The organism is Streptomyces sp. NPDC056144 (genome assembly GCF_042264145.1).
Taxonomy (GTDB): domain Bacteria; phylum Actinomycetota; class Actinomycetes; order Streptomycetales; family Streptomycetaceae; genus Streptomyces.
Genome location: NZ_JBHJVF010000006.1, coordinates 400,384 through 421,922, shown reverse-complemented (window position 1 = coordinate 421,922; position 21,539 = coordinate 400,384). Strand labels below are relative to the sequence as shown.

The following is a 21,539-nucleotide window of genomic DNA, read 5'->3' as shown; positions in this document are numbered from 1 at the left end:
ACGTCCGGCTCCAGGGTCCGTCCAGGGAGGGACTGGCGATCCCAGGGTACGGAGGGCTCTCCCGGCCGTCTCCGCCCGGCGGCAGAGTCGTCCTCGTCAGGCCGCCTCAGCACTCAGCGCAGTGCCTTCGCCCCGGGAGTTCTCTCATGGCCATCGTCACCGTCGGTTCCGCCCGCGTCGCCTACGACATCCAGGGATCCGAGGCCGCGTCCGGGTCCGCGTCCGGGTCCGCGTCCGGGTCCGCGTCCGGGCCCGCCCTCCTTCTCGTCCACGGCACCGGCTCCAGCGGTTCCGCCCTCACCTGGGGGCAGACCGCTCCCCGGTTCGCCACCGACCGGACCGTCATCACCCTCGACCTCTCCGGCTCCGACGCCACCGAGGACGACGGCGGCGAGCTCACCGTCGAGGGCCTCGCCGCGCAGGTCGTCGCCGTCATCGAAGCCGCCGGCACCGGGCCCGTCGACCTGCTCGGCTTCTCGATGGGCTCCCCGGTCGCGGCCGCCGTCGCCGCCCTCCGGCCCGAACTCGTCGCCCGCCTGATCCTCGTCGCCGGCTGGGCCCACACCGACGGCGACGAGTACCTGCGGAACCTGTTCACGCTGTGGCAGCGGCTCGGCGCGTACGACCCCGCCGGCTTCGGGCGGAGCGTGACCATGACCGGGTTCAGCCGGGGCTTCCTCAACGGCATCGGCCGCGAGGCCGTCGAGGCCCTCATCCCGAACATGCCGCCCACCCCCGGCACCCTGCGGCACGTGGCCTTCGACCTCGCCGTCGACATCCGGGAGCTGCTGCCCCGCGTCACCGCCGAGACCCTCGTCGTCGGCTGCTCCCAGGACGCGACCGTTCCCGTGGAGAACAGCCGGGCCCTGCACGCGGCGATCGGCGGCAGCTCGTACACCGAGATCGAGGCCGGGCACGTCGTCTTCTTCGAGAAGCAGGACGAGTTCGTGAAGGTCGTCTCGGAGTTCCTCACCCACGGCCGGGGGTGAGTGCACTCACTCGCGGGTGTCCAGGCCCGGTACGCCCAGGTCCGCCAGGCCGTCGAGGACCAGGTCGATGCCCACCGCCGCGAGCAGCAGGCCGAGCAGGCGGCCCAGGAGCTCGATGGTCGTGTGGTGCGTCCGGCGCAGGACGCGGGTGAGCAGCAGGACGCAGATCAGGTCGAGGGCGATGACCGCCACGTACGCCCCCACCACCGTCGAACGCCAGCTGAACGAGGAGCGGGCCGCCGCCTCGATGAGCACCGCCGTCATCGCCAGGGGGCTGACGACGTACGGCATGAGCAGCTCGCGCACGCCGCTGACCAGGTCCGGGGCGTCCTGGTGAGGGCCGTCGGAGCCGAGGTGCATGCCGAGGACGAGCCCGACCGCGTACAGGAAGAAGATCATGCCGCCGGCCAGCTGGAGCGCGGGCGTGCTGATGTGGAAGAGGTCGAGCAGCCACGGGGCCGTGATGCCGGTGACCAGGCCGACGGCGACGGCCGCGCCCGAGGAGACCAGCGCGATGGTACGGAGCTGGCGGGGCGGGTGAACCTGGGCGAGGCCGGCGAAGGCGAGGAGGACCTTCGGCGGGCCGACGACCGAGAAGAACGTGATGAAGGCGGCGGAGAAGCTGAGTGAGTGCACCCTGGAATCATGGGACGGTCGGGTGATTTCTCCGGGTTTTCCGGTCTTCGTCCGCGCGGTGTCGAGATCCCGTCCTCCGCTCCGACTCTTCTGCGAGAGACACCGACACAGGAGCAGGAGGAGGACGTCATGGCCAAGTACCTCGTGATGGTGCGCGGCTCCCAGGCCGACTACGAAGCGATGGCCGGGCACGGTTCCGCCGGCAGCCCCGTCTGGGACAAGACGCAGCTCACAGCGATGTTCGCGCACATGAACGCGGTCACCGAGGACGTCTCCGCGCGGGGCGAGCTGGTGGACGCGCAGGGGCTCGCGGCCCCGTCCACCACCCGTTTCGTGACGGTGGACGGTGACGGACAGCCCGTGATCACCGACGGTCCGTACGCGGAGACCAAGGAGGTGCTCGCCGGGTACTGGCTCCTCGACTGCGCCTCTCTCGACCGTGTGACGGAAATCGCCGCAGAGGTCGCCCGCTGCCCCGTTCCGGCCGGGTCGCCGGAATATCCCGTGGTCATCAGGCCTGTGGACGAGGTGGGACCCACGCAGGACTGAGGGGAGACGACGGCGGGAGTGAGAGGCTGGTCTTCGACGTTGCCCCGTCCGGGGGAGTAAATTTACCCCCAGGGGTATCCATGGAGGAGTGGTAGTGGAACTGGATCTCGCGGGCGCCGAACTGAAGGCCGTGCTGAACCGGCTGCGCCGTGCCCAGGGCCAGATCGCCGGTGTGATCCGGATGATCGAGGAGGGACGCGACTGCGAAGAGGTCGTGACCCAGCTCGCCGCCGCCTCCCGGGCCCTCGACCGGGCCGGGTTCGCGATCATCGCGACCGGGCTCCAGCAGTGCCTGACCGACATCGAGGACGGGCGCAAGCGCGACGAGGACCCGAACGTCATGCGGGCGCGGCTGGAGAAGCTGTTCCTGTCGCTGGCCTAGCCGGCCCCCGGCTCCCCCACGGACGGACTAACCGGATCTCCATCCGGTTAGTCCGTCCGTGGGCCCCGTCTGTGGGTATGCTCGACGAATGAGCGTCCGCAAACCGCTCCCCACCATCGGTGGCGGGCCCGCCCCCGAGCGTGCCGACGCCGCCCGCAACCGGCGCAAGATCCTCGACGCCGCCGCCAAGGTCGTCGCCGAGGACGGTCCCGACGCCGTCACCATGAACCAGATCGCCCACGCCAGCGGCATCGGCGTCGGCACGGTCTACCGCCGCTTCGGCGACGTCTCCCAGCTCCTCTGGGCCCTGCTCGACGACCGCGAGCGCCGCTTCCAGGAGGCGTACATCAGCGGCCCGCCGCCGCTCGGCCCCGGCGCCCCGGCCGCCGAACGGCTCGACGCCTTCCTCGACGCGCTCGTCGACCGGACCCGCGAGCAGCGCGAGATCCTCCTCGCCGCGCACTCGGCCGCGCCCCGCGGCCGCTACCACACCGGCGCCTACCAGGTCATGCACACCCATGTCGCCCTGCTCATCGGGCAGATGAAGCCCGGCTCCGACGCGACCCTCCTGGCCCACCTGCTGCTCGCGCCCTTCTCCCCCGACCTCACGCACCACCTCACGGTCGAACAGGAGCTGTCCAGCGAGCGGTTGAAGGCCGGGATGCGGGAACTGCTCGCTCTTCGGGACTCCTCCGCGTCCAGTCCGTGAAACCCGGTCGCCCCGGCGTCCGTTCCCCGCGCACCATCGCGCCATGACCGAGACCAAGGCCGAAACCAAGGCCGAAACCAAGGCCACCAAGACCTTCCTCATCCTGCACGGGTACGAACACCACCGTCCGCCCGGCCACTGGCAGCACTGGCTCGCCCGTGAGCTGCGGGCGCGCGGGCACGAGGTGCGGTATCCGCAGCTCCCCGAGCCCGACGCCCCCGTGCTCGCCGACTGGCTCGACGCCCTGGAGGAGCACGGGCGGCGGCCGGAGAGCGGGGAGTTCGTGGTCGTCGCCCACAGCCTGGGCGTCCTCCTGTGGCTGCGCGCCGGGGAGCGCAGGCCCGACGCCGACCGGGTGCTCCTCGTCGCCCCGCCCTCCCCGCCCGTCACCGCCTCCGTGCCGCCCATCGCCGCCTTCGCCGACGGGCTCGACCTGAGCGAGAAGGGGCTCGCCGCCCGCCTCGTGTACGGGGACGGGGACGCGTACTGCCCCGAGGGCGCCGACCTGCACTTCGGGCTCCCGCTGGGCCTCGACACCGACCACGTACCGGGCGGCGGGCACCTCAACCCCGACTACGGGTACGACGAGTGGCCCTCTGTCCTGGAGTGGTGCGAGGACCCCGCGGTGCGCATACAGGGGCGGTAGCCCCAGCGGTAGCCTCGGCCGGATGTACTCCGCCACCACACCCCCGTACGACCAGGGCCTCCTCGACGTGGGCGACGGCAACCGCGTCCACTGGGAGGTCTCCGGCAACCCGGGCGGCAAGCCCGCGCTCGTCGTCCACGGCGGGCCCGGCTCCGGCTCCTCGCCGGGCAGCCGTCGCTTCTTCGACCCGGAGGCGTACCGGCTCGTCCTCTTCGACCAGCGCGGCTGCGGGCGCTCCACCCCGCACGCGGGCGACCCGGCCGCCGACATGTCGGTGAACACCACCGCGCACCTCGTCGCCGACATGGAGCGGCTGCGCGAGCACCTCGGGATCGAGCAGTGGCTGCTGTACGGCGGCTCCTGGGGGTCCACGCTGATCCTCGCGTACGCGGAGGCGTACCCCGAGCGCGTCACGGAGATCGTGATCGCCGCCGTCACCAGCACCCGCCGCTCCGAGACCGCCTGGCTGTACGAGGGGGTCGGGCGGATCTTCCCCGAGGCGCACGAGCGGTTCCGGGAGGGGGCGGGCGAGGGCTTCCGGGAGGGGCCGGGCGGTGCCGCGGAGCTCGTCGGGGCGTACGCCGCCCTCATGAACCACCCCGACCGGTCCGTACGGGCCAGGGCCGCCGCCGACTGGTGCGCCTGGGAGGACGCCGTGCTCTCCCCGGAGGGCATGGGGACCCCGTACACCGACCGCGTCGACGACGCCCGGCTCGGCTTCGTCCGGATCTGCTCGCACTACTTCGCGCACGGCGCCTTCCTGGAGGAGGGCGCCCTGATCCGGGACGCCCACCGGCTGGCCGGCATCCCCGGCGTCCTCGTCCACGGGCGGGTCGACATGGGCGGGCCGCTCGTCACCGCCTGGGAGCTGGCCCGCGCCTGGCCGGACGCCGAGCTGCACGTCGTGGAGCGGGCCGGGCACCTCGGCGGCGAGGAGACCGGGCGGCTGATCCTCGCCGCCATGGACCGGTTCAGGGAGGGGCGCCCCGCGAAGGGGTGAACCCGCCGCGCGGGGTCCCGGGGCGCGCGTGATGATCGGCTCATGAGCCCCGCGACCCCCCAGGTCCCCGACATCCACCTCGCCCAGCAGCCCGAGGCCGACGCGCTGCTGGCCCGCTCGCCGCTCGCCGCGCTCGTCGGCATGCTGCTCGACCAGCAGGTGCCGATGGAGTGGGCGTTCTCCGGGCCGTACACCATCGCCTCGCGGCTCGGCGCGGACGATCTCGACGCGCACGAGATCGCCGCCCGCGACCCGGAGGCGTTCGCGGCGCTGCTCTCCGAGAAGCCCGCCGTGCACCGCTACCCGGGCTCGATGGCCCAGCGCGTGCAGCAGCTCTGTCAGTTCCTCGTCGAGGAGTACGGGGGTGACGCGGCGGCCGTGTGGGAGGGCGCCGCGACCGGGAAGGAGCTGCTCGCGCGGCTCCAGGCGCTGCCGGGCTTCGGGAAGCAGAAGGCGCAGATCTTCCTCGCCCTGCTCGGCAAGCAGTACGGCGTACGGCCCACGGGCTGGCGCGAGGCGGCCGGGCCGTACGGCGAGCAGGGCGCGTACCGCTCGGCCGCCGACATCACCGGGCCGGAGTCGCTCGCGAAGGTGCGCGCCCACAAGCAGGAGATGAAGGCGGCGGCGAAGGCGGCGGGGAAGCCGGCGGGGAAGCCGGCGGGTAGGGCGAGCAAAGCCGCCAAAGAGACCAACGCTCCCAAATCGGCAGGGAATTGATAATTCCAGATGTCAATCCTCCTCAAGGAGACAGGAATTACGCGAAACCTGTTCACAGAACCCTCCCGAAATCGCTAACTTCCCCTCAACCTCGTCCGCCTCGGGAAGGACTTCTGTGAACTCGACCCAGCGCCGTGCCGCGGCCATCCTCGCCGCCGCCGCCCTGGCCACCCCGCTGGTCCTCGCTTCCCCCGCCACCGCGGGGCAGGACCCGACAGCCGCCCCCGCCCGAGACGCCGCCAAGCTGGCGAAGAAGCTGGTCCGCGAGACCACGGGCCAGGACGCCTTCAAGCACCTGCAGAAGTTCCAGGCGATAGCCGACTCGGCCGGCGGCAACCGCGCGGCCGGCAGCCTCGGCCACGACGCCTCGGCCGCGTACGTCTACACGCAGCTCAAGAAGGCCGGATACGACGTCCGGTACCAGAAGTTCGACTTCCTCTACACGGAGACGCTCGCCGAGAAGGCCTCCGTCCTCGGCGCCACCCCCCGCCCCTTCGACATCAAGGCGATGTCCTACACGAAGTCCACCCCGGTCGGCGGCATCACCGCCGCCCTCGCCGCCGCGCCCGTCGACGCCGACGGCAGCCACGGCTGCGAGCCCACCGACTTCGCCACGGGCACCTTCACCGGCAAGATCGCGCTGATCAAGCGCGGTTTCTGCTCCTTCGCCGTGAAGCAGCAGAACGCCGCCGCGGCCGGTGCCGTCGCCGCCGTGATCTACAACCACAGCCCCGGCGCCCTCTCCGGCACCCTCGGCGACGCGGCCTCCGCCAAGCTCCCGACCGGTGGCATCACCCAGGAGGAGGGCGAGAAGCTCGTCGCCGGGCTCGCTGCCGGGCCGGTGAACCTCTCCCTGGAGATCCGCCAGCTCCAGGAGACCCGGACCACCAACAACGTCATCGCGGAGACCCGCGGCGGCAACGCCGCCAACACCGTGATGCTCGGCTCGCACCTCGACTCCGTCACCGCGGGCCCCGGCATCAACGACAACGGCTCCGGCTCGGCCGGTCTCCTCCAGACCGCCCTCGAACTCGCCAAGTCGAAGGACAAGGTCCGCAACAAGGTCCGCTTCGCCTGGTGGTCCGCCGAGGAGCTCGGCCTCCTCGGCTCCGAGCACTACGTCAGCACCCTCACCCCGCTCGACAAGGGCGAGATCAAGCTCTACCTCAACTTCGACATGATCGCCTCGCCGAACTACGGCCTGTTCGTGTACGACGGCGACGACTCCGACGGCGTGGGCGCGGGCGCCGGACCCGAGGGCTCCGCCCAGCTGGAGCGGAACATCACCGACTTCATGGACTCCCGCGGACTCCCGCACGAGGGCACCGACTTCAGCGGCCGCTCCGACTACGGCCCGTTCATCGAGGTCGGCATCCCGTCCGGCGGCACCTTCACCGGCGCCGAGGGCATCAAGACCGCCGCCCAGGCCGCCAAGTTCGGCGGCGAGGCCGGTGTCGCGTACGACGTGAACTACCACGCCAAGGGCGACGACCTCAGCAACATCAACCGGACGGCCTTCGACGCCAACATCAAGGTCATCGCCAACGCCGTGGGCACCTACGCCCACGACATCTCCTCCCTGAGCAAGCCGGTCGACTCCGCGCCGACCACCGGCGGCACGGGCAGCGGCGGCGGTCTGCACGACGACCACGACGAGGTCACCCAGTAACCACCACTACCGCCTTCGGCGGGCCGTTCCGAAGATCGAGCGGCTGATCTCCCGGCCCAGCTGCGTCCCGATCGACCGGGCCAGGGACTTGAAGATCCCGCTGTTCACGACCTGTTCGGCGAGTGAGGGCTCCTCTTCCTCCGACTTCTTCTGTCGGGGTTGAGGGGCCTTCGCCGCTTCCGGGGCCGGTACCTGCGCCTGCGCCTGTGCCTCGCTCAGTCGCTCGTACGCCGACTCGCGGTCCACCGCCTCCGCGTAGCGGCCGTACAGCGGCGAGGCCTTCACCGCCGCGTCCAGCGCGGCCGCGTCGACCGGGGCCATCAGCGACTCCGGCGCCCGCAGCCGGGTCGCCGCCACCGGCGTCGGGGCGCCCTTCTCGCTCAGTACGGTGATCACCGCCTCGCCCGTACCGAGGCCGGTGAGCACCTCCTCCAGGTCGTACGCCGAGTTCGGGAAGGTCCTGGCGGTCGCCTTGAGGGCCTTCTCGTCGTCCGGGGTGAACGCGCGCAGCGCGTGCTGGACCCGGTTGCCGAGCTGGGCCAGGACATCGGCCGGTACGTCCTTCGGGGTCTGCGTCACGAAGAAGACGCCGACGCCCTTCGAGCGGATCAGCCGGACCGTCTGCGTGATCGACTCCAGGAACGCCTTCGACGCCCCCTTGAAGAGCAGGTGCGCCTCGTCGAAGAAGAAGACCAGCTTCGGTTGGTCCAGGTCACCGGCCTCGGGCAGGTCCGTGAAGAGGTCCGCCAGCATCCACATGAGGAAGGTCGAGAAGAGCTGCGGCTTGTCCTGCACCGCCGGCAGCTCCAGGACCGAGACGATCCCGCGCCCGTCCGGCGCCGTCCGCAGGAACTCCGCCGTGTCGAACTCCGGCTCCCCGAAGAAGCCGCCCGCGCCCTGCTGTTCGAAGGCCGTGATCGACCGCAGGATCACCCCGGCCGTCGCCGTCGAGAGCCCGCCGATCCCCTTGAGCTCCGGCTTCCCCGTGTCGGAGACGAGGAAGGCGACCACCGCCCGCAGGTCCTTGAGGTCGACGAGTTCCAGACCCTTGGAGTCGGCGTAGTGGAAGATCAGGCCGAGCGACTGCTCCTGCGTCTGGTTGAGCTGGAGCACCTTCGAGAGCAGCACGGGCCCGAAGGAGGTGACCGTCGCACGGACCGGGACGCCCGGGCCGATGCCGCCGAGCCCGTAGAACTCGCTCGGGAAGCCCGTCGCCCGCCACTCCTGGCCGACCTCGGCTGCCCGTTCCCGTACCTTCTCGCCGTCCGCGCCGGGGGCCGAGATGCCGGAGACGTCGCCCTTGATGTCGGCGAGGAAGACCGGCACGCCCTGCGCCGAGAGCTGCTCGGCGATCAGCTGGAGCGTCTTCGTCTTGCCCGTGCCGGTGGCTCCGGCGACCAGGCCGTGGCGGTTGAGCATCGCCAGGGGGACACGGATCGGCGCGTCCGGGTGACACACGCCGTCCCAGAGCAGGGCCCCCAGATCGAGTGCCGCTCCGTCGAAGGCGTATCCGGCGGCGATGTCGGCGTACGGAAGCCCGGCGCCTTCGCTTGTACCCATGAGGACACCCCATTTTCCGGTTTGTCACAGTTCCCGTCAGCATCCCATCGGGCGTACGTGGCTGCGCCGGGAGCCGCTTGCCCGGTAGGCTTTCCGTGTGATCTTCAAGCGCATCGGAAGTGGAAAGCCGTATCCCGACCACGGCCGGGAAAGCACCCGGCAGTGGGCGGACGTCGCGCCGCGCCCGGTCCGCCTCGACCAGCTGGTCACCACCAAGGGCCAGCTGGACCTGGAGACCCTGCTCGCGGAGGACTCCACCTTCTACGGCGACCTGTTCGCGCACGTCGTGAAGTGGCAGGGCGACCTCTACCTGGAGGACGGGCTGCACCGCGCCGTCCGCGCCGCGCTCCAGCAGCGCCAGGTGCTGCACGCGCGCGTCCTGGAACTCGACTGAGCCTCCCCGGCACGGGCGGGGACCGGACGGGGACTGATCCTTTCGGGGGCAGTTCCACCCCATCCGGACGCGATCACATGATCATCCAGTAGGCATCCCTCACGGGCGGCATTACGCTGCGTTCATGAGCATGCTCACTCCCCCCGGAATGGGCGGAAAATACCGCATCACGGGCGATGTCTACCCGCGCATGCGCCGCCCCCACCGCCGACGCAGGATCGTCCTCGGGGCCGCGGCCGCCGTGGTGGTGCTCGGTGCGGCCGGCTGGGGCACGCTCCAGCTCGTCGACGTCTTCTCCGGCGACGAGGGCAAGAAGACCACCGCGGGGAAGCAGGCCGACTGCAAGCCGGTCGCCAAGGCCACCGCCCCGCCCGCCGCCGCCCTCCCGAAGCCCGGCCAGATCACGGTCAACGTCTACAACGCGACCCCGCGCAGCGGACTCGCGAAGACGACCGCCGACGAGCTCAAGAAGCGCGGCTTCAAGATCGGCAAGGTGGGGAACGCCCCCGCCGCCCTCGACAAGAAGGTCCCCGGCGCGGGGCTGCTGCTCGGCGCGACCACGGCCGTCAAGGGCGCCTTCCCGGTCCTCGGCACCCAGCTGAAGGGCGCCACGACCAAGACCGACACCCGGGCCACGGCGGACGTGGACCTGGTCATCGGTACCGCCTTCAAGACGCTGTCGCCGAAGGCGGCGGCGGACGCGGCGCTCGTCGCGCTGAACAAGCCCGCGCCCGTACCGACCGGGAAGTGCTGAGACCCCCGGGTCTTGCCTCCGCCGGGTCTTACTCAGCGGAGCCGGCTGTGCTTCTTACTCGGCAGAGCCGTACATGCGGTCGCCCGCGTCGCCCAGGCCCGGGACGATGTAGCCGTTCTCGTTGAGCCGCTCGTCGACCGAGGCCGTCACGACGGTCACCGGCGTGCCCGCGAGCTCGCGCTCCATGACCTCGACGCCCTCCGGGGCGGCGAGGAGCACGACCGCGGTCACGTCGTCGGCGCCGCGCTTGATGAGCTCCTGGATCGCCGCGACGAGCGTGCCGCCCGTGGCGAGCATCGGGTCGAGCACGTACACCTGGCGGCCCGAGAGGTCCTCCGGCATCCGCGTGGCGTAGGTCGACGCCTCGAGCGTCTCCTCGTTGCGGATCATGCCCAGGAAGCCGACCTCGGCCGTCGGGAGCAGCCGGACCATGCCGTCGAGCATGCCGAGACCGGCGCGCAGGATCGGGACGACCAGCGGACGCGGGTACGACAGCTTCACGCCGGTCGTCGGCGTGACCGGGGTCTCGATGTCGACCTGCTCGGTCCGCACGTCCCTCGTGGCCTCGTAGGCGAGGAGCGTGACCAGCTCGTCGGCCAGACGGCGGAAGGTCGCGGAATCCGTGCGCTTGTCGCGGAGAGTGGTGAGCTTGTGGGCGACCAGGGGGTGGTCGACGACGTGGAGACGCATGACTCAACAGTAGCCCGCCGCGCACTGGCGTCGACCCATGCCGCTGAGGGAAGGTGGGGGCACAGGGACCCAGCGATGGGGTGGTGTGGCCTATGCCCGACCTGGAAGAACCGGCCGACGAAGCCGCCGAGGGGGCGGCCGGCGAGCCGGCACCGGAGACCGACGCGGAGCGCCGAAGGCGCCGCGCCCAGTTCCTCCGCGACCTGAACGAGGCCAAGGCGCTGCGCGAGCGCGTGCAGCCGCGACGCGCCCGGGCCGCGCGGATGCGACAGGCGATGCGCATGAGGACGTTCCGCTGGTGAGGCGACGAAGAGACGCCGGGGAGACGCGGGAACGACGCCGGCGAGGCGACGAAGAGGCGCTGGGGGGACGCGCCCTGTGCGCCCCCCGAGTGCGCCGGGGTCGCACGCCCACCCGATGGTGGTGTCGTTCAGACTGATGCACGACGCAAGAGCCGAAGACCTCTCCTGAGCGCCCTGTTTCTGTCACGATGCCGATTGGGCGGGGCACCAGGAGCGCGCCGCCGGAACGTCACACCTCTGATCAGTGGGAGAGAGTCAGGTGTACATCGCCGCACTGCTCGCGCGCACCGAAGACGGGTGGGAAGCGAGCGACACGGAGCTCGACGACGTGGAGACCCTGTCGGATCTGGCCGATCTGGCCCGCGAGGCCTCGGACGACGACACGGTGATCGTCTACATCGAGCAGGAAGACGCGTGGTTCGGGATCGTCCGGATCGACGGCGAGGAAGACCCCCGGATCTACGTCTCGGACGCCGCTGCCGCCGCCCGTTCCTCGTACGGGGAGATCCTCACGCGGGAGATCCTCGGTGACGACCTCGACGCCGAGCTCGACGAGCTCGACGCCCTCGACCTGGACGGTACGGAGGACGGGGAGCCGCTCCACGACGACACCGACGAGGACGACGAGCCCGCGGGCACGGCCGCCGGAGCCGTACCGGCCGCCCCGGCGGGCGACGGGCAGGTCCTCGCCGACCTCGGCCTCTCGGAGCGCGAGCTCCGGGCGCTCGACAGCGACGCGCTCTCCGTGATCGCGGACGCGGTGGGCGCAGCGGACGTCCTGGAGGCCGTCCGCTAGTGGCACCCTGAACCACGTGAAGCCCGTGACAGCCGTGACAGCCGTGACACCCAAGGCACCTGTCCCCGACTCCGGATCCGACTCCGATCCCGTACGCGACCCCTGGCGGGACGCCATGCGGCTCGCGCTCGCCGAGGCCGATGCCGCCGCGCCCGCCGGGGACGTACCCGTCGGCGCGGTCGTGCTCGGCCCGGACGGGCGGGTCCTCGCCCGCGCGCACAACGAGCGCGAGGCGGCCGGCGACCCGACCGCGCACGCCGAGGTCCTCGCCCTGCGGCGGGCGGCCGAGGCGACCGGCGAGTGGCGCCTGACGGGGTGCACGCTCGTCGTGACCCTGGAGCCCTGCGTGATGTGCGCCGGCGCCCTCGTCCAGTCGCGGGTCGAACGGGTGGTGTTCGGCGCGCTCGACGAGAAGGCGGGCGCGGCGGGCTCGCTCTGGGACCTCGTACGGGACCGGCGGCTCAACCACCGGCCCGAGGTGATCCACGGCGTGCTCGGCGAGGAGTGCGCCGCCCAGCTCAGGGCCTTCTTCAAGGGCCTCTGAGTACGGATTTCATGCCTGCGCGACTTTGGGCTAAGCTCTCTCTCGGTAGCGTGTCCGAGCGGCCGAAGGAGCTCGCCTCGAAAGCGAGTGTGGCGCAAGTCACCGAGGGTTCAAATCCCTCCGCTACCGCCAGCAACACCCCTCTGATCAGGGAAACCACGGTCAGAGGGGTGTTTTGCATATCCGTCCCTCTCGCAGGATCAGAAGGATCTTCGCCATGCATGATGCCCGTGCCCTGATCGACATGGGTGCCGAGGCGGTTCGCCGGCTCGCCCGTCGCGGTTACACCCTGGACCTGGCCGAGCTGGAGTCCCTCCACTCCCGGCGCAACCAGAACATCCGCTCGGCCGACGAACTGCGGGCGGAGTCCAAGCGCGTGGCGAGCGAGGTCCAGCAGACCGCCCGTCAGGGCGGCGACATCGGCGAACTCAAGGAGCGCGCCCGCGAACTGAAGGACCGGATCCGCGAGATCGAGGCCGGGCAGGAGGAGATCGAGACCCAGCTGCGGGACCTGCTCCTCAGCATCCCGAACCTGCCGGACGACTCCGCCCCCGACGGCGACTCCGAGAAGGACGCGATCGAGATCCGGCGTGTCGGCACCCCGGCCGCCTTCCCGTTCGAGCCGAAGGACCACGTCGACCTCGGCGAGGCCACCGGCATCCTCGACTTCGGCCGCGCCACCAAGCTGTCCGGGCCGCGCTTCGCGGTCTCCCGCGGTGCGGGCGCCGCCCTGGAGCGGGCCCTCGCCACGCTCTTCCTCGACCTGCACACCCGCCGTCACGGGTACACCGAGTACGCGGTCCCCTACCTGGTCACGCGCAAGACCATGACCGGCACCGGGCAGCTCCCGAAGTTCGAGGAGGACCTGTTCAAGACCGGCGTCGCCGACCGCGAGCTCTTCCTCATCCCGACGGCCGAGGTCCCGCTGACCAACCTCTACGCCGACGAGATCATCCCGCCGGCCGAGCTGCCGGTCGCCATGACCGCCCACACCCCGTGCTTCCGCTCGGAGGCCGGCTCGTACGGCCGTGACACCCGCGGGCTGATCCGCCAGCACCAGTTCGCCAAGGTCGAGATGGTCCGGATCGTCGACCCGGAGACGGCGGACGCCGAGCTGGAGGCGATGGTCGGCCACGCCGAGGCCTGCCTCCAGGAGCTCGGCCTCGCCTACCGGGTCATCAAGCTGCCCGCCGGCGACACGGGCTTCTCCGCCCGGCTCACGTACGACATCGAGGTCTGGATCCCGAGCCAGGACACGTACCGCGAGATCTCCTCGGTCTCGGACTTCGGCACCTTCCAGGCCCGCCGGGCCAACATCCGCACCCGCGGCGAGGACGGCAAGCCGAAGCTCGCCGCCACGCTCAACGGCTCCGGGCTGCCCGTCGGCCGCACCCTGGCCGCGCTGCTCGAACAGGGCCAGCAGGAGGACGGCTCCATCGTCCTGCCCGAGGCGCTCTTCCCGTACCTCGGCTTCCGCCGCATCACCGCGGACGGGAAGCCGGAGGCGTAACGGACTCCGCGGCGCCGCGGGGTCTCACGGACCCCGCGTCGCCGCGTCGCCGCGTCGCCGCGTCAGAACCGCAGGACGAAGTTCTGGATGGTGCCCGTGTTGCCGGGCATCACGTCGTCCACGCGGAGCTTCCACTGACCGCTCGCCGCGTAGGCGCTCGTGTCGACGGTGTACGTCTTCTTGATCACGCCGGGGCCCTCGGGCGAACCGGAACCCTTGAGCGGCAGCAGCACGCCGGTCGGGGTGACCAGGTCGATCTTGAGGTTGGCCAGGTTGGCGTGCGTGATGTCGACGTACACCTGCGTACGGGACGAGCCGTTGCCGACCAGACCCGTGGGACGGGTCCAGATCTCCTCGAAGTCGAGGTCCGGGATCTGCTTCACCGTCTGGTTCTCGTACGAGGGGAACGTGATCGACCAGCCGTTGAGCTGCCCGGTCGAGCCGCCGGCCGCGTCGCGGACGTCGAGCAGCCAGATGCCCGAGGCGAGCGCGGCCGAGGCGTCGACCCCGTACGTGGTCTTCAGGGTGCCGCCGGGCTCGGAGCCGTACGGCTTGAGGACGTAGCGCCGGCCGTCGGCGCTGGTCAGGGACAGCTCCAGGTCGCCGATCTTGGTGTGGGTGAGGTCGACGGCCACCTGGAGGGGGCCCGAGGCGGTGCCGGTGATGCCCGAGACGGTGATGGTGGAGCCGACTCCGCCCGTGTCCGGGATCGTCTTCACGGCGGTGCTCTTGTACGGGGTCGGGAAGGCGATGTACCAGGTGTTGAGGCTGCCGACGGAGCCGTCGTCGATGTCCGTGGCGCGCATCCGCCACACGCCGTCCGAGGGCTGCCCGGTCGCGTCGACGGTGAACACGTTGACGTAGGCGGTGCCGCTGGTGTTCAGGTTCGCTTCCTTGAGCAGGAACACCTTGCCGGTCGGCGAGACCAGTTCGAGGCGGACGTCGCCGATCCAGGCGTGGGTGAAGGCGACCCGGACGCTGAGGTCCTTCGGCGCGCCCTCGGGGTGGCCGGTCACCGTGATCGGGGAGTCGACCGGCGTACCGGGGACGCTCTTGCCCGTACTGTCCGGGATGGCGAACGGCGTGTCGCTGTCGAAGCGGAAGGCCAGGGGCCTGCCGGTGGGATCGGCCGGCGGGGGCGTGCCGCCACCGCCGCCGCCCACGGCCGCGTTGAGGTCGATCCGCGGGGTGGTGGCGCCGGTGTACGAGACCGGGGTGCCGGTGCTCTTGAGGAGGGCCTCCAGCTCGGCGACCGTCTTCGCCGGGAAGGCCTGGCGGAGGACCGCGAAGGCGCCCGCGACGTGCGGGGCCGCCATCGAGGTGCCGTTCTTCGAGCCGTACGTCCCGCCGGGGACGGAGGAGACGATGCTCGTGCCGGGCGCGAAGAGGTCGAGGAGCGGGCCCCGGTTCGAGAAGGAGGAGACCTGGTCGTCGTCGGTGGTGGAACCGACGGTGATCGCGGAGGCCACACAGCCCGGGGAGGCGACCGCGGCGCTGAACCCGCTGTTCCCGGCCGCGACGACGGTGGCGACGCCCTCGGCGAGGAGGGTGTCGATGATCGGCTTGCGGGGGTCGTTGGCGCAGGCGGTGCTGTTGGAGCCGCCGCCGAGGCTCATGTTGGCGGCGACGATGTTCGTCCCCGCCTGCTTGAGGGCGCGGACCTTCTCCAGGGCCTTGATCTGGGAGCTCGTGAAGCTCAGGACGCAGGGGCTGGCGCCGGCGCCGCAGTAGTCGTCGCTGTCGATCCGCGAGAAGACCTGGAGGGCGACGAGGCTCGCACCTGGGGCGACGCCGCGGGCGGGCGCTCCGCTGATCCCCGTACCGTTTCCGGCGGCGATGCCGGCGACGTGCGTGCCGTGCGAGCAGGCGGTCCCCAGGGTCGCGCAGGGGCCCGCCTCGGCGTCGGCGCTTCCGGTGCCCTCCTGGGAGGCGGCGCCGTTCGGGCAGAGGCTCGTGGCGCCGTACCGGTCGTCGGTGACCGAGAAGCACGCCTCGGCCGTCACCCGGCCGGAGAGGAACGGGTGGTGGGTCGCGACCCCGGTGTCGAGGATCGCGATGGCCGTCCCCGCCCCGGTCTTCCCGGCGGCGGCGGTCTTGTCGCTGCCGATCCTGACCGTGGACTCGTTGAGCGTGGGCGGCGCGGGCACGTCCTCGGAGACCCGGACGACCCCCGGCTTCGCGTCGAGCTCCTGGAGCCCCGCCGTGTCGACCCTGAGCGTGACCAGCGGGAGCGTGTCGTACGCGACCACGGTCGTCCCGGCGTCGTCGGCGGAGGCCACGTCGGCGCGCGCCTGCGTCACCACGTTCACGCGGACCGTTCCGTCGGCCGCGGCCCGGTCGAAGAGGGCGGCGGGGACGGGACCGTCGGCGGTCGGGGACAGGCCGTCGTCCGGGAGGCCGGTGCCGTAGGCGGGTGCCGCGGGGAGCGCGGGTATCGCGCCGAACAGCAGAGCCGCGGACACCGCCGCGGCCAGAGCCCATGCGGGGCGTCTCATCACTGGTGCTCCATCGAGTCGGTGGCCCTTGCCGTGCACGGCGACGTTCACGGGGACGTTCACGGGGACGTTCACGGGGCCGGGATGCGGACTTCCGCAGCGTAGGAGCGGGCAATCCTCCGACGGGCCTTGCTCGTTCGGAGTCAGGGGACGGTGAGGGGCACCACAAGGGGAGGCCATGAGGGGGCGGCGCGTACGCGAAAGCCCCGGGTCGCGCATGTGACTCGCGACCCGGGGCTGTTCCGTACTCCGTGTGACTAGGACGGGGGGAGCGGCATCGGGGGGACAAGCCGCTCCCCCCGATGAGAACCGGTCCAGCAAGTCCTGCGCCGCAGTCAGGGGGGAAGCGCGCGGCGCGGACCCCGCAGTGCGGGCCGGTTCCAGGAGCCCTTCGGATTCCTGCCAGATCCTCTGGGCTCTGACATCAATACTGCGCGCCCGTCACCCTTCCGGGGGGCGGCGAAAGGCCCCGATCGACGGGTCCTTGGTCCATAAAGCCTCGGTTAGAGTGGCGCGGTCGTACGGGCGGGGGACAGGGGAGGCTGGGCAGATGGTGCAAGCGAAGAAGGTCGCGCTCTACGCGGTCGGGTGCTTCGTGCTCTACACGATCATCACCTCCCCGGCGCGGGCCGCGGACCTGGTCCAGGTAGGTTTCGAGGGCATCGCCAGCGCCGCCCAGGGCGTCGGTCAGTTCATGACCGAACTCATCAACTAGGAGCCTTCCGTGATCCGCCATCTGGTCCTCTTCAAGCTCAACGACGGCGTCTCCCGTGACGAGCCGCGGGTCGTCGCCGGTGTCGAGGCGTTCCGGGCGCTCGGGGAGCAGATTCCGGAGCTGCGGTTCTGGGAGTGCGACTGGAACATCACGGACCGGCCGATCGCGTACGACTTCGCGATCAACTCGGCCGTCGAGGACAAGGACGCGCTCCAGCGCTACCTCGACCACCCGGCGCACCAGGCGGGTGTCGCGCAGTGGCGCGAGTTCGCTACCTGGGTGATCGCGGACTACGCGTTCTAGGAGTCGTCCGGCAAGATCCGTCTCGCTCCGCTGCCCTCCACCGAAGCGGTGGGGGGCTTCGCCGGTTTCTGGGCTTCCGTTTTGGTGCCTCACGCCCTCAACACGTAGTTATACGGTGCTTGCACACAGTGGACATGTCTTGTGATGCTATGACCGCTTTTGACGGATGAGTTGACCGTTGTTGACCTGTTGACCAAAAGGGGTGGCGTGAACGTGCCGGCCAGTACAGCGCCTCAAGTCCCGCCCCAGCACGAGGCAGGCGGCGCGGAGACCCCGCGCGCCCGGCCCCAGAGCACGCGCGGCGCCGACACCCGTGCCCTCACGCAGGTGCTCTTCGGGCAGCTCAAGCACCTCACGCCGGGCACCGCCGAGCACGACCGCGTGCGCGGTGCCCTCATCGAGGCCAACCTCCCCCTCGTGCGGTACGCGGCGGCCCGCTTCCGCTCCCGCAACGAGCCCATGGAGGACGTCGTCCAGGTCGGCACCATCGGCCTGATCAACGCCATCGACCGCTTCGACCCCGACCGGGGCGTGCAGTTCCCCACCTTCGCCATGCCCACCGTCGTCGGCGAGATCAAGCGGTACTTCCGCGACAACGTCCGGACCGTGCACGTCCCGCGCCGGCTGCACGAGCTCTGGGTGCAGGTGAACGGCGCCACCGAGGACCTCACCACCGCCCACGGCCGCTCCCCCACGACCGCCGAGATCGCCGAGCGGCTGCGGATCGGCGAGGACGAGGTGCTCGCCTGCATCGAGGCCGGCCGCTCGTACCACGCCACCTCCCTGGAGGCGGCGCAGGAGGGCGACGGGCTGCCCGGTCTGCTCGACCGGCTCGGCTACGAGGACCCGGCGCTCGCCGGCGTCGAACACCGCGACCTCGTACGGCATCTGCTCGTCCAGCTGCCCGAGCGCGAGCAGCGGATCCTGATGCTCCGTTACTACAGCAACCTGACCCAGTCTCAGATCAGCCAGGAACTCGGCGTCTCCCAGATGCATGTGTCAAGGCTCCTCGCCCGGAGCTTCGCCCGTCTGAGATCCGCAAACAGGATCGAGGTGTAGCTGGAACGGGTAGACCGGTTCGGAGCAGTTCTGCGGCACCCCAAATGCCGCACACCCCTTGTTTCCTGCGGATATGCGTCTTCTTCTTGTCGACAAGTCACTACAGCGTGTTGCCGACATGTGACATTCTGCTCGAACCGAGTTTGCCGCAGCCTCGCCGCCGGTATTCAGGTGGAAGCTGCGTTCCTCAGATGGTCGCGGCCACCGCGACCGTCCGCGACCTCAAGGGGGTGGCATGTCCACAGAACTGGGCAGCTCGAAGGTGCTCACGCTCACGCCCGTTCCCGTGCCCACGCAGACGACGGCTCCGACCGCGGCCGACAGCGGCGCGGAGGCCCCGGCCCCGCAGCCCGTCGCCGTCCCGTCCGGCGCCCTCGACACCCGCACCCTCTCGCGCTCCCTGTTCCTGCGCCTGCGCGCCCTCGACGACGAAGGCGCGGCCGCGGACAGCCCCGAGCGGACGTACGTCCGCGACACCCTCATCGAGCTCAACCTCCCCCTCGTGCGGTACGCGGCGGCCCGCTTCCGCTCCCGCAACGAGCCGATGGAGGACATCGTCCAGGTCGGCACCATCGGCCTCATCAAGGCCATCGACCGCTTCGACTGCGAACGCGGCGTGGAGTTCCCGACGTTCGCGATGCCCACCGTCGTCGGCGAGATCAAGCGCTTCTTCCGCGACACCTCGTGGTCCGTGCGCGTCCCGCGCCGCCTCCAGGAGCTGCGGCTCGCCCTCACCAAGGCCAGCGACGAGCTCGCGCAGCGGCTCGACCGCTCCCCCACCGTCCCCGAACTCGCCGCCGTCCTCGGGGTGTCAGAGGAGGACGTCGTCGACGGCCTCGCCGTCGGCAACGCGTACACCGCGTCCTCGCTCGACTCCCCCTCGCCCGAGGACGACGGCGGCGAGGGTTCGCTCGCCGACCGGCTCGGCTACGAGGACACCGCCCTCGAAGGCGTCGAGTACCGCGAGTCGCTGAAGCCACTGCTCGCCAAACTCCCGCCCCGGGAGCGGCAGATCATCATGCTGCGCTTCTTCGCCAACATGACCCAGTCGCAGATCGGCGAGGAGGTCGGCATCTCCCAGATGCACGTCTCGCGCCTCCTCACCCGCACGCTCGCACAGCTGCGCGAGGGACTCACTTCCGACTGAACCGCACATCAACTTCCGTGAAGCATGGCCTTATTGACTGACTGTCAGTCAGACTGGGGGCCATGAGGCGACGGAAGCCCGGAATCGTGGCGGCGGTGGCGCTCTGCCTCGGCGGGGCGCTCACCGCTTGCGGGAGCGGCGGCGGCGAGGGGTACGCGGCGGTGGGCGCCGGGACCCTGCCCAAGGGTGCGGTCGCCCCGTCGGGGGCCATCCAGCTGGTGCCGCTGGACGGGCCGACGGCGGGCGGGACGGCTTCACCGGAGGCGGCAGCAGCGACGACACCAGGGGTAGGGGCTGGGGCAGGAGCTGGGGCTGAGGCTGGGACGGCGCCCGGGGAGGGCACCACATCGCCTGCCACCGGGACGGCTTCGGGGCCGGTGACGCCTTCGGGGTCGGGATCGCCGTCGCTCCCTGGGGGCGGCTCGGGGCCCTCCCGTACGGGATCAGGTTCCGGTACGGGCTCGGGTTCGGGTTCCGCTCCCGCTGCGTCCGGCTCCCCCAGCGCGGCTCCGGCCACCGGTGGCGCCACCCCGCCCCGTACCCCCGCGCCGGCGACCGGCACGCCCGGGACGACGACCTCACCGCCACCCGCCACGAGCGGCCCCACGGCTTCCCCGGCCCCGCCGCGCGATCCCGAGCCGGAGCCCGAGCCGGAGCCCGCTCTGCTCAGCGTCTCCGGGACCTCGCTCGCCGACGCCGACGTGCGCTGGTGCGAGAAGGTGACCGTCACCGTGACCAACAACGGCGGCACGACGGCCCATCCGGGTTCCCTCTCCTTCGCGACCCACATCATCGGTTCGCTGGGCGTCGACTGGAAAACGATCACCAGCAGTCAGCCCCTGCCCGCGCCCCTCGCCGCCGGGGCGGCGCGGACGGAGACGTACCGCGTGTGCGTGGAGTCCTGGCGGGTGCCGCTCGGCATGCGGATCGACACCCAGCGGGTCACCGTCAGCTGGCGGTGACCGGGAAGCGCACCCCGGTCAGCTCCTCCGAGACGTCCCACAGGCGCCGCCCGGTGCCCGCGTCGGCGGCCGCCGCGGAGAGGCGTACGCGGGTCGGCGCGCCCCGCAGCTCGGCCGGTCCGTCGGGTCCGATGAACTCGCCGCCCGCCACGGTCGCGTCCGTGGCCGCGTACAGCTGGGGCAGCGCGCCCCGCTCCGGGGCCTGGGCGAGCAGCGGGTTCCCGATGCGGCCGAAGAACAGCCTGGTCAGACCGCGTGCGTCGCGGGTCTGGAGGCTCGTCGCGGTGTAGCCGGGGTGGGCGAGGACGCTGCGGACGGGGCTGCCGCTCGCGGTCAGGCGCAGGTGCAGCTCCCGGCCGAAGACGGCGTTGGCGAACTTGGACTGGTTGTAGAAGGCCATGGGCGCGTAGCCGTGCTCGCCGCCGAGGTCGTCGAAGCGGAGGCGGCCCTGCCGGTGGTTGATCGAGCTGACGGTGACCACCCGGGGGTCCCGGCCGGCGGCGAGCCGGTCGAGGAGCAGCCCGGTGAGCGCGAAGTGACCGAGGTGGTTGGTGGCGAACTGCAGCTCGTGGCCCTGTGGGCTCAGGGTGCGGGGCGGCGCCATCACGCCCGCGTTGTTGACGAGCACGTCGATACGGGGATGGTCCTCGCGCAGCCGGGCGGCGAAGGCCCGTACCGAGTCGAGGTCGGCGAGATCGAGCCGCCGTACGTCGAGGAGGCCGGGCGCCACCCCGTCCGCCGCGAGCCCCTCGGCGGTCGAGCGGCCCTTCTCCTCGTCCCGTAGGGCGAGGATCACGCGGCCCCCGCGGCGCGCGAGCGCGCGGGTGGTCGCGAGGCCGAGGCCGCTGGTGGCCCCGGTGACGACGAAGACCCGTCCGGTCTGGTCCGGGATCTGGTCGGCGGTCCAGCTCTGCTTCTTGGTCATGCGACACACGCTGCCCCTCGTGTCACCGAGTGTCAAGTGTGCGACTTGGTGCCAGACAGGGCACCCGGTTGCGCCGGAGGGGTACG

Annotated in this window: 24 protein-coding genes and 1 tRNA gene; 20 read left to right on the top strand and 5 right to left on the bottom strand. The window is 71.4% G+C overall.

What is annotated here, in order from left to right:
* Nucleotides 1-146 precede the first annotated feature (146 nt).
* Nucleotides 147-989: an alpha/beta fold hydrolase gene (locus tag ACFC0Z_RS21335; protein WP_376440115.1), complete on the top strand. Its 843-nt coding sequence runs from the start codon at nucleotides 147-149 to the stop codon at nucleotides 987-989.
* 6 nt (nucleotides 990-995) lie between these two features.
* On the opposite strand, the gene ACFC0Z_RS21330 is transcribed toward ACFC0Z_RS21335, so the two are convergent.
* Entirely contained in the window at nucleotides 996-1,625 is a 630-nt protein-coding gene (locus ACFC0Z_RS21330; RefSeq protein WP_376440112.1) for a MarC family protein, read from the bottom strand.
* Nucleotides 1,626-1,754: 129 nt separating this feature from the next.
* Between ACFC0Z_RS21330 and ACFC0Z_RS21325 the strand changes: the two genes are divergently transcribed.
* The 7 genes from ACFC0Z_RS21325 to ACFC0Z_RS21295 all read left to right on the top strand — a co-directional run bounded on the left by ACFC0Z_RS21325 (nucleotide 1,755) and on the right by ACFC0Z_RS21295 (nucleotide 7,297).
* On the top strand, nucleotides 1,755-2,174 hold the full coding sequence (locus tag ACFC0Z_RS21325) for a YciI family protein (RefSeq protein ID WP_376440109.1): 420 nt from the start codon (nucleotides 1,755-1,757) through the stop codon (nucleotides 2,172-2,174).
* Between the two features lie 94 nt (nucleotides 2,175-2,268).
* Nucleotides 2,269-2,556, top strand: coding sequence for a metal-sensitive transcriptional regulator (locus ACFC0Z_RS21320; RefSeq protein ID WP_376440107.1), 288 nt, complete (start codon nucleotides 2,269-2,271; stop codon nucleotides 2,554-2,556).
* Nucleotides 2,557-2,644: 88 nt separating this feature from the next.
* Nucleotides 2,645-3,265: a TetR/AcrR family transcriptional regulator gene (locus tag ACFC0Z_RS21315; RefSeq protein WP_376440104.1), complete on the top strand. Its 621-nt coding sequence runs from the start codon at nucleotides 2,645-2,647 to the stop codon at nucleotides 3,263-3,265.
* A gap of 43 nt (nucleotides 3,266-3,308) precedes the next feature.
* On the top strand, nucleotides 3,309-3,911 hold the full coding sequence (locus ACFC0Z_RS21310) for an RBBP9/YdeN family alpha/beta hydrolase (RefSeq protein WP_376440101.1): 603 nt from the start codon (nucleotides 3,309-3,311) through the stop codon (nucleotides 3,909-3,911).
* A gap of 22 nt (nucleotides 3,912-3,933) precedes the next feature.
* On the top strand, nucleotides 3,934-4,911 hold the full coding sequence (gene pip / locus ACFC0Z_RS21305; protein WP_376440099.1) for a prolyl aminopeptidase: 978 nt from the start codon (nucleotides 3,934-3,936) through the stop codon (nucleotides 4,909-4,911).
* A 42-nt stretch (nucleotides 4,912-4,953) separates the two neighbouring features.
* Nucleotides 4,954-5,628: an HhH-GPD-type base excision DNA repair protein gene (locus ACFC0Z_RS21300; protein WP_376440096.1), complete on the top strand. Its 675-nt coding sequence runs from the start codon at nucleotides 4,954-4,956 to the stop codon at nucleotides 5,626-5,628.
* Between the two features lie 115 nt (nucleotides 5,629-5,743).
* Nucleotides 5,744-7,297, top strand: a complete 1,554-nt coding sequence (locus ACFC0Z_RS21295; protein WP_376440094.1) for a M28 family metallopeptidase — start codon at nucleotides 5,744-5,746, stop codon at nucleotides 7,295-7,297.
* Between the two features lie 6 nt (nucleotides 7,298-7,303).
* Here ACFC0Z_RS21295 and ACFC0Z_RS21290 read toward each other — a convergent pair whose 3' ends face one another.
* Nucleotides 7,304-8,857: a helicase HerA-like domain-containing protein gene (locus tag ACFC0Z_RS21290; RefSeq protein ID WP_376440091.1), complete on the bottom strand. Its 1,554-nt coding sequence runs from the start codon at nucleotides 8,855-8,857 to the stop codon at nucleotides 7,304-7,306.
* A 97-nt stretch (nucleotides 8,858-8,954) separates the two neighbouring features.
* On the opposite strand from ACFC0Z_RS21290, the gene ACFC0Z_RS21285 reads away from it, so the two are divergent.
* Complete coding sequence (locus tag ACFC0Z_RS21285) at nucleotides 8,955-9,251, top strand: type II toxin-antitoxin system VapB family antitoxin (RefSeq protein ID WP_360797979.1); 297 nt, start codon at nucleotides 8,955-8,957, stop codon at nucleotides 9,249-9,251.
* Between the two features lie 124 nt (nucleotides 9,252-9,375).
* A complete protein-coding gene (locus ACFC0Z_RS21280; RefSeq protein ID WP_376440087.1) occupies nucleotides 9,376-10,005 on the top strand; it encodes a LytR C-terminal domain-containing protein in 630 nt (209 codons plus the stop codon).
* A 54-nt stretch (nucleotides 10,006-10,059) separates the two neighbouring features.
* Here ACFC0Z_RS21280 and upp read toward each other — a convergent pair whose 3' ends face one another.
* A complete protein-coding gene (gene upp, locus ACFC0Z_RS21275; RefSeq protein WP_015034991.1) occupies nucleotides 10,060-10,695 on the bottom strand; it encodes a uracil phosphoribosyltransferase in 636 nt (211 codons plus the stop codon).
* 92 nt (nucleotides 10,696-10,787) lie between these two features.
* Between upp and ACFC0Z_RS21270 the strand changes: the two genes are divergently transcribed.
* The 5 genes from ACFC0Z_RS21270 to serS all read left to right on the top strand — a co-directional run bounded on the left by ACFC0Z_RS21270 (nucleotide 10,788) and on the right by serS (nucleotide 13,847).
* A complete protein-coding gene (locus ACFC0Z_RS21270) occupies nucleotides 10,788-10,997 on the top strand; it encodes a hypothetical protein (RefSeq protein WP_376440084.1) in 210 nt (69 codons plus the stop codon).
* 259 nt (nucleotides 10,998-11,256) lie between these two features.
* On the top strand, nucleotides 11,257-11,793 hold the full coding sequence (locus tag ACFC0Z_RS21265; protein WP_376440081.1) for a hypothetical protein: 537 nt from the start codon (nucleotides 11,257-11,259) through the stop codon (nucleotides 11,791-11,793).
* Between the two features lie 115 nt (nucleotides 11,794-11,908).
* The gene (gene tadA / locus ACFC0Z_RS21260) at nucleotides 11,909-12,337 is read left to right on the top strand and encodes a tRNA adenosine(34) deaminase TadA (protein WP_376440328.1); all 429 of its coding nucleotides are present in this window, start codon (nucleotides 11,909-11,911) and stop codon (nucleotides 12,335-12,337) included.
* 44 nt (nucleotides 12,338-12,381) lie between these two features.
* Nucleotides 12,382-12,469: transfer RNA gene (locus tag ACFC0Z_RS21255), tRNA-Ser, on the top strand.
* 85 nt (nucleotides 12,470-12,554) lie between these two features.
* Complete coding sequence (gene serS / locus ACFC0Z_RS21250; protein ID WP_376440078.1) at nucleotides 12,555-13,847, top strand: serine--tRNA ligase; 1,293 nt, start codon at nucleotides 12,555-12,557, stop codon at nucleotides 13,845-13,847.
* Between the two features lie 62 nt (nucleotides 13,848-13,909).
* Here serS and ACFC0Z_RS21245 read toward each other — a convergent pair whose 3' ends face one another.
* Complete coding sequence (locus tag ACFC0Z_RS21245; RefSeq protein ID WP_376440075.1) at nucleotides 13,910-16,342, bottom strand: proprotein convertase P-domain-containing protein; 2,433 nt, start codon at nucleotides 16,340-16,342, stop codon at nucleotides 13,910-13,912.
* A gap of 550 nt (nucleotides 16,343-16,892) precedes the next feature.
* On the opposite strand from ACFC0Z_RS21245, the gene ACFC0Z_RS21240 reads away from it, so the two are divergent.
* The 5 genes from ACFC0Z_RS21240 to ACFC0Z_RS21220 all read left to right on the top strand — a co-directional run bounded on the left by ACFC0Z_RS21240 (nucleotide 16,893) and on the right by ACFC0Z_RS21220 (nucleotide 20,528).
* Nucleotides 16,893-17,057, top strand: coding sequence for a hypothetical protein (locus ACFC0Z_RS21240; protein ID WP_376440073.1), 165 nt, complete (start codon nucleotides 16,893-16,895; stop codon nucleotides 17,055-17,057).
* Nucleotides 17,058-17,066: 9 nt separating this feature from the next.
* Nucleotides 17,067-17,360, top strand: coding sequence for a Dabb family protein (locus ACFC0Z_RS21235; protein ID WP_376440070.1), 294 nt, complete (start codon nucleotides 17,067-17,069; stop codon nucleotides 17,358-17,360).
* Between the two features lie 213 nt (nucleotides 17,361-17,573).
* On the top strand, nucleotides 17,574-18,419 hold the full coding sequence (locus tag ACFC0Z_RS21230; RefSeq protein WP_376440067.1) for an RNA polymerase sigma factor SigF: 846 nt from the start codon (nucleotides 17,574-17,576) through the stop codon (nucleotides 18,417-18,419).
* A 235-nt stretch (nucleotides 18,420-18,654) separates the two neighbouring features.
* Nucleotides 18,655-19,566 carry an RNA polymerase sigma factor SigF gene (locus tag ACFC0Z_RS21225; protein ID WP_376440065.1) on the top strand — a complete coding sequence of 304 codons (912 nt, stop codon included), beginning with the start codon at nucleotides 18,655-18,657 and terminating at the stop codon, nucleotides 19,564-19,566.
* 62 nt (nucleotides 19,567-19,628) lie between these two features.
* Entirely contained in the window at nucleotides 19,629-20,528 is a 900-nt protein-coding gene (locus tag ACFC0Z_RS21220) for a hypothetical protein (protein ID WP_376440062.1), read from the top strand.
* Here the strand turns inward: ACFC0Z_RS21220 and ACFC0Z_RS21215 are convergent.
* Nucleotides 20,515-21,453 (bottom strand): oxidoreductase, encoded by a 939-nt coding sequence (locus ACFC0Z_RS21215; protein ID WP_376440060.1) that lies wholly within the window; start codon nucleotides 21,451-21,453, stop codon nucleotides 20,515-20,517. The two genes, ACFC0Z_RS21220 and ACFC0Z_RS21215, sit on opposite strands and share 14 nt — an antisense overlap.
* Nucleotides 21,454-21,539: the final 86 nt, after the last annotated feature.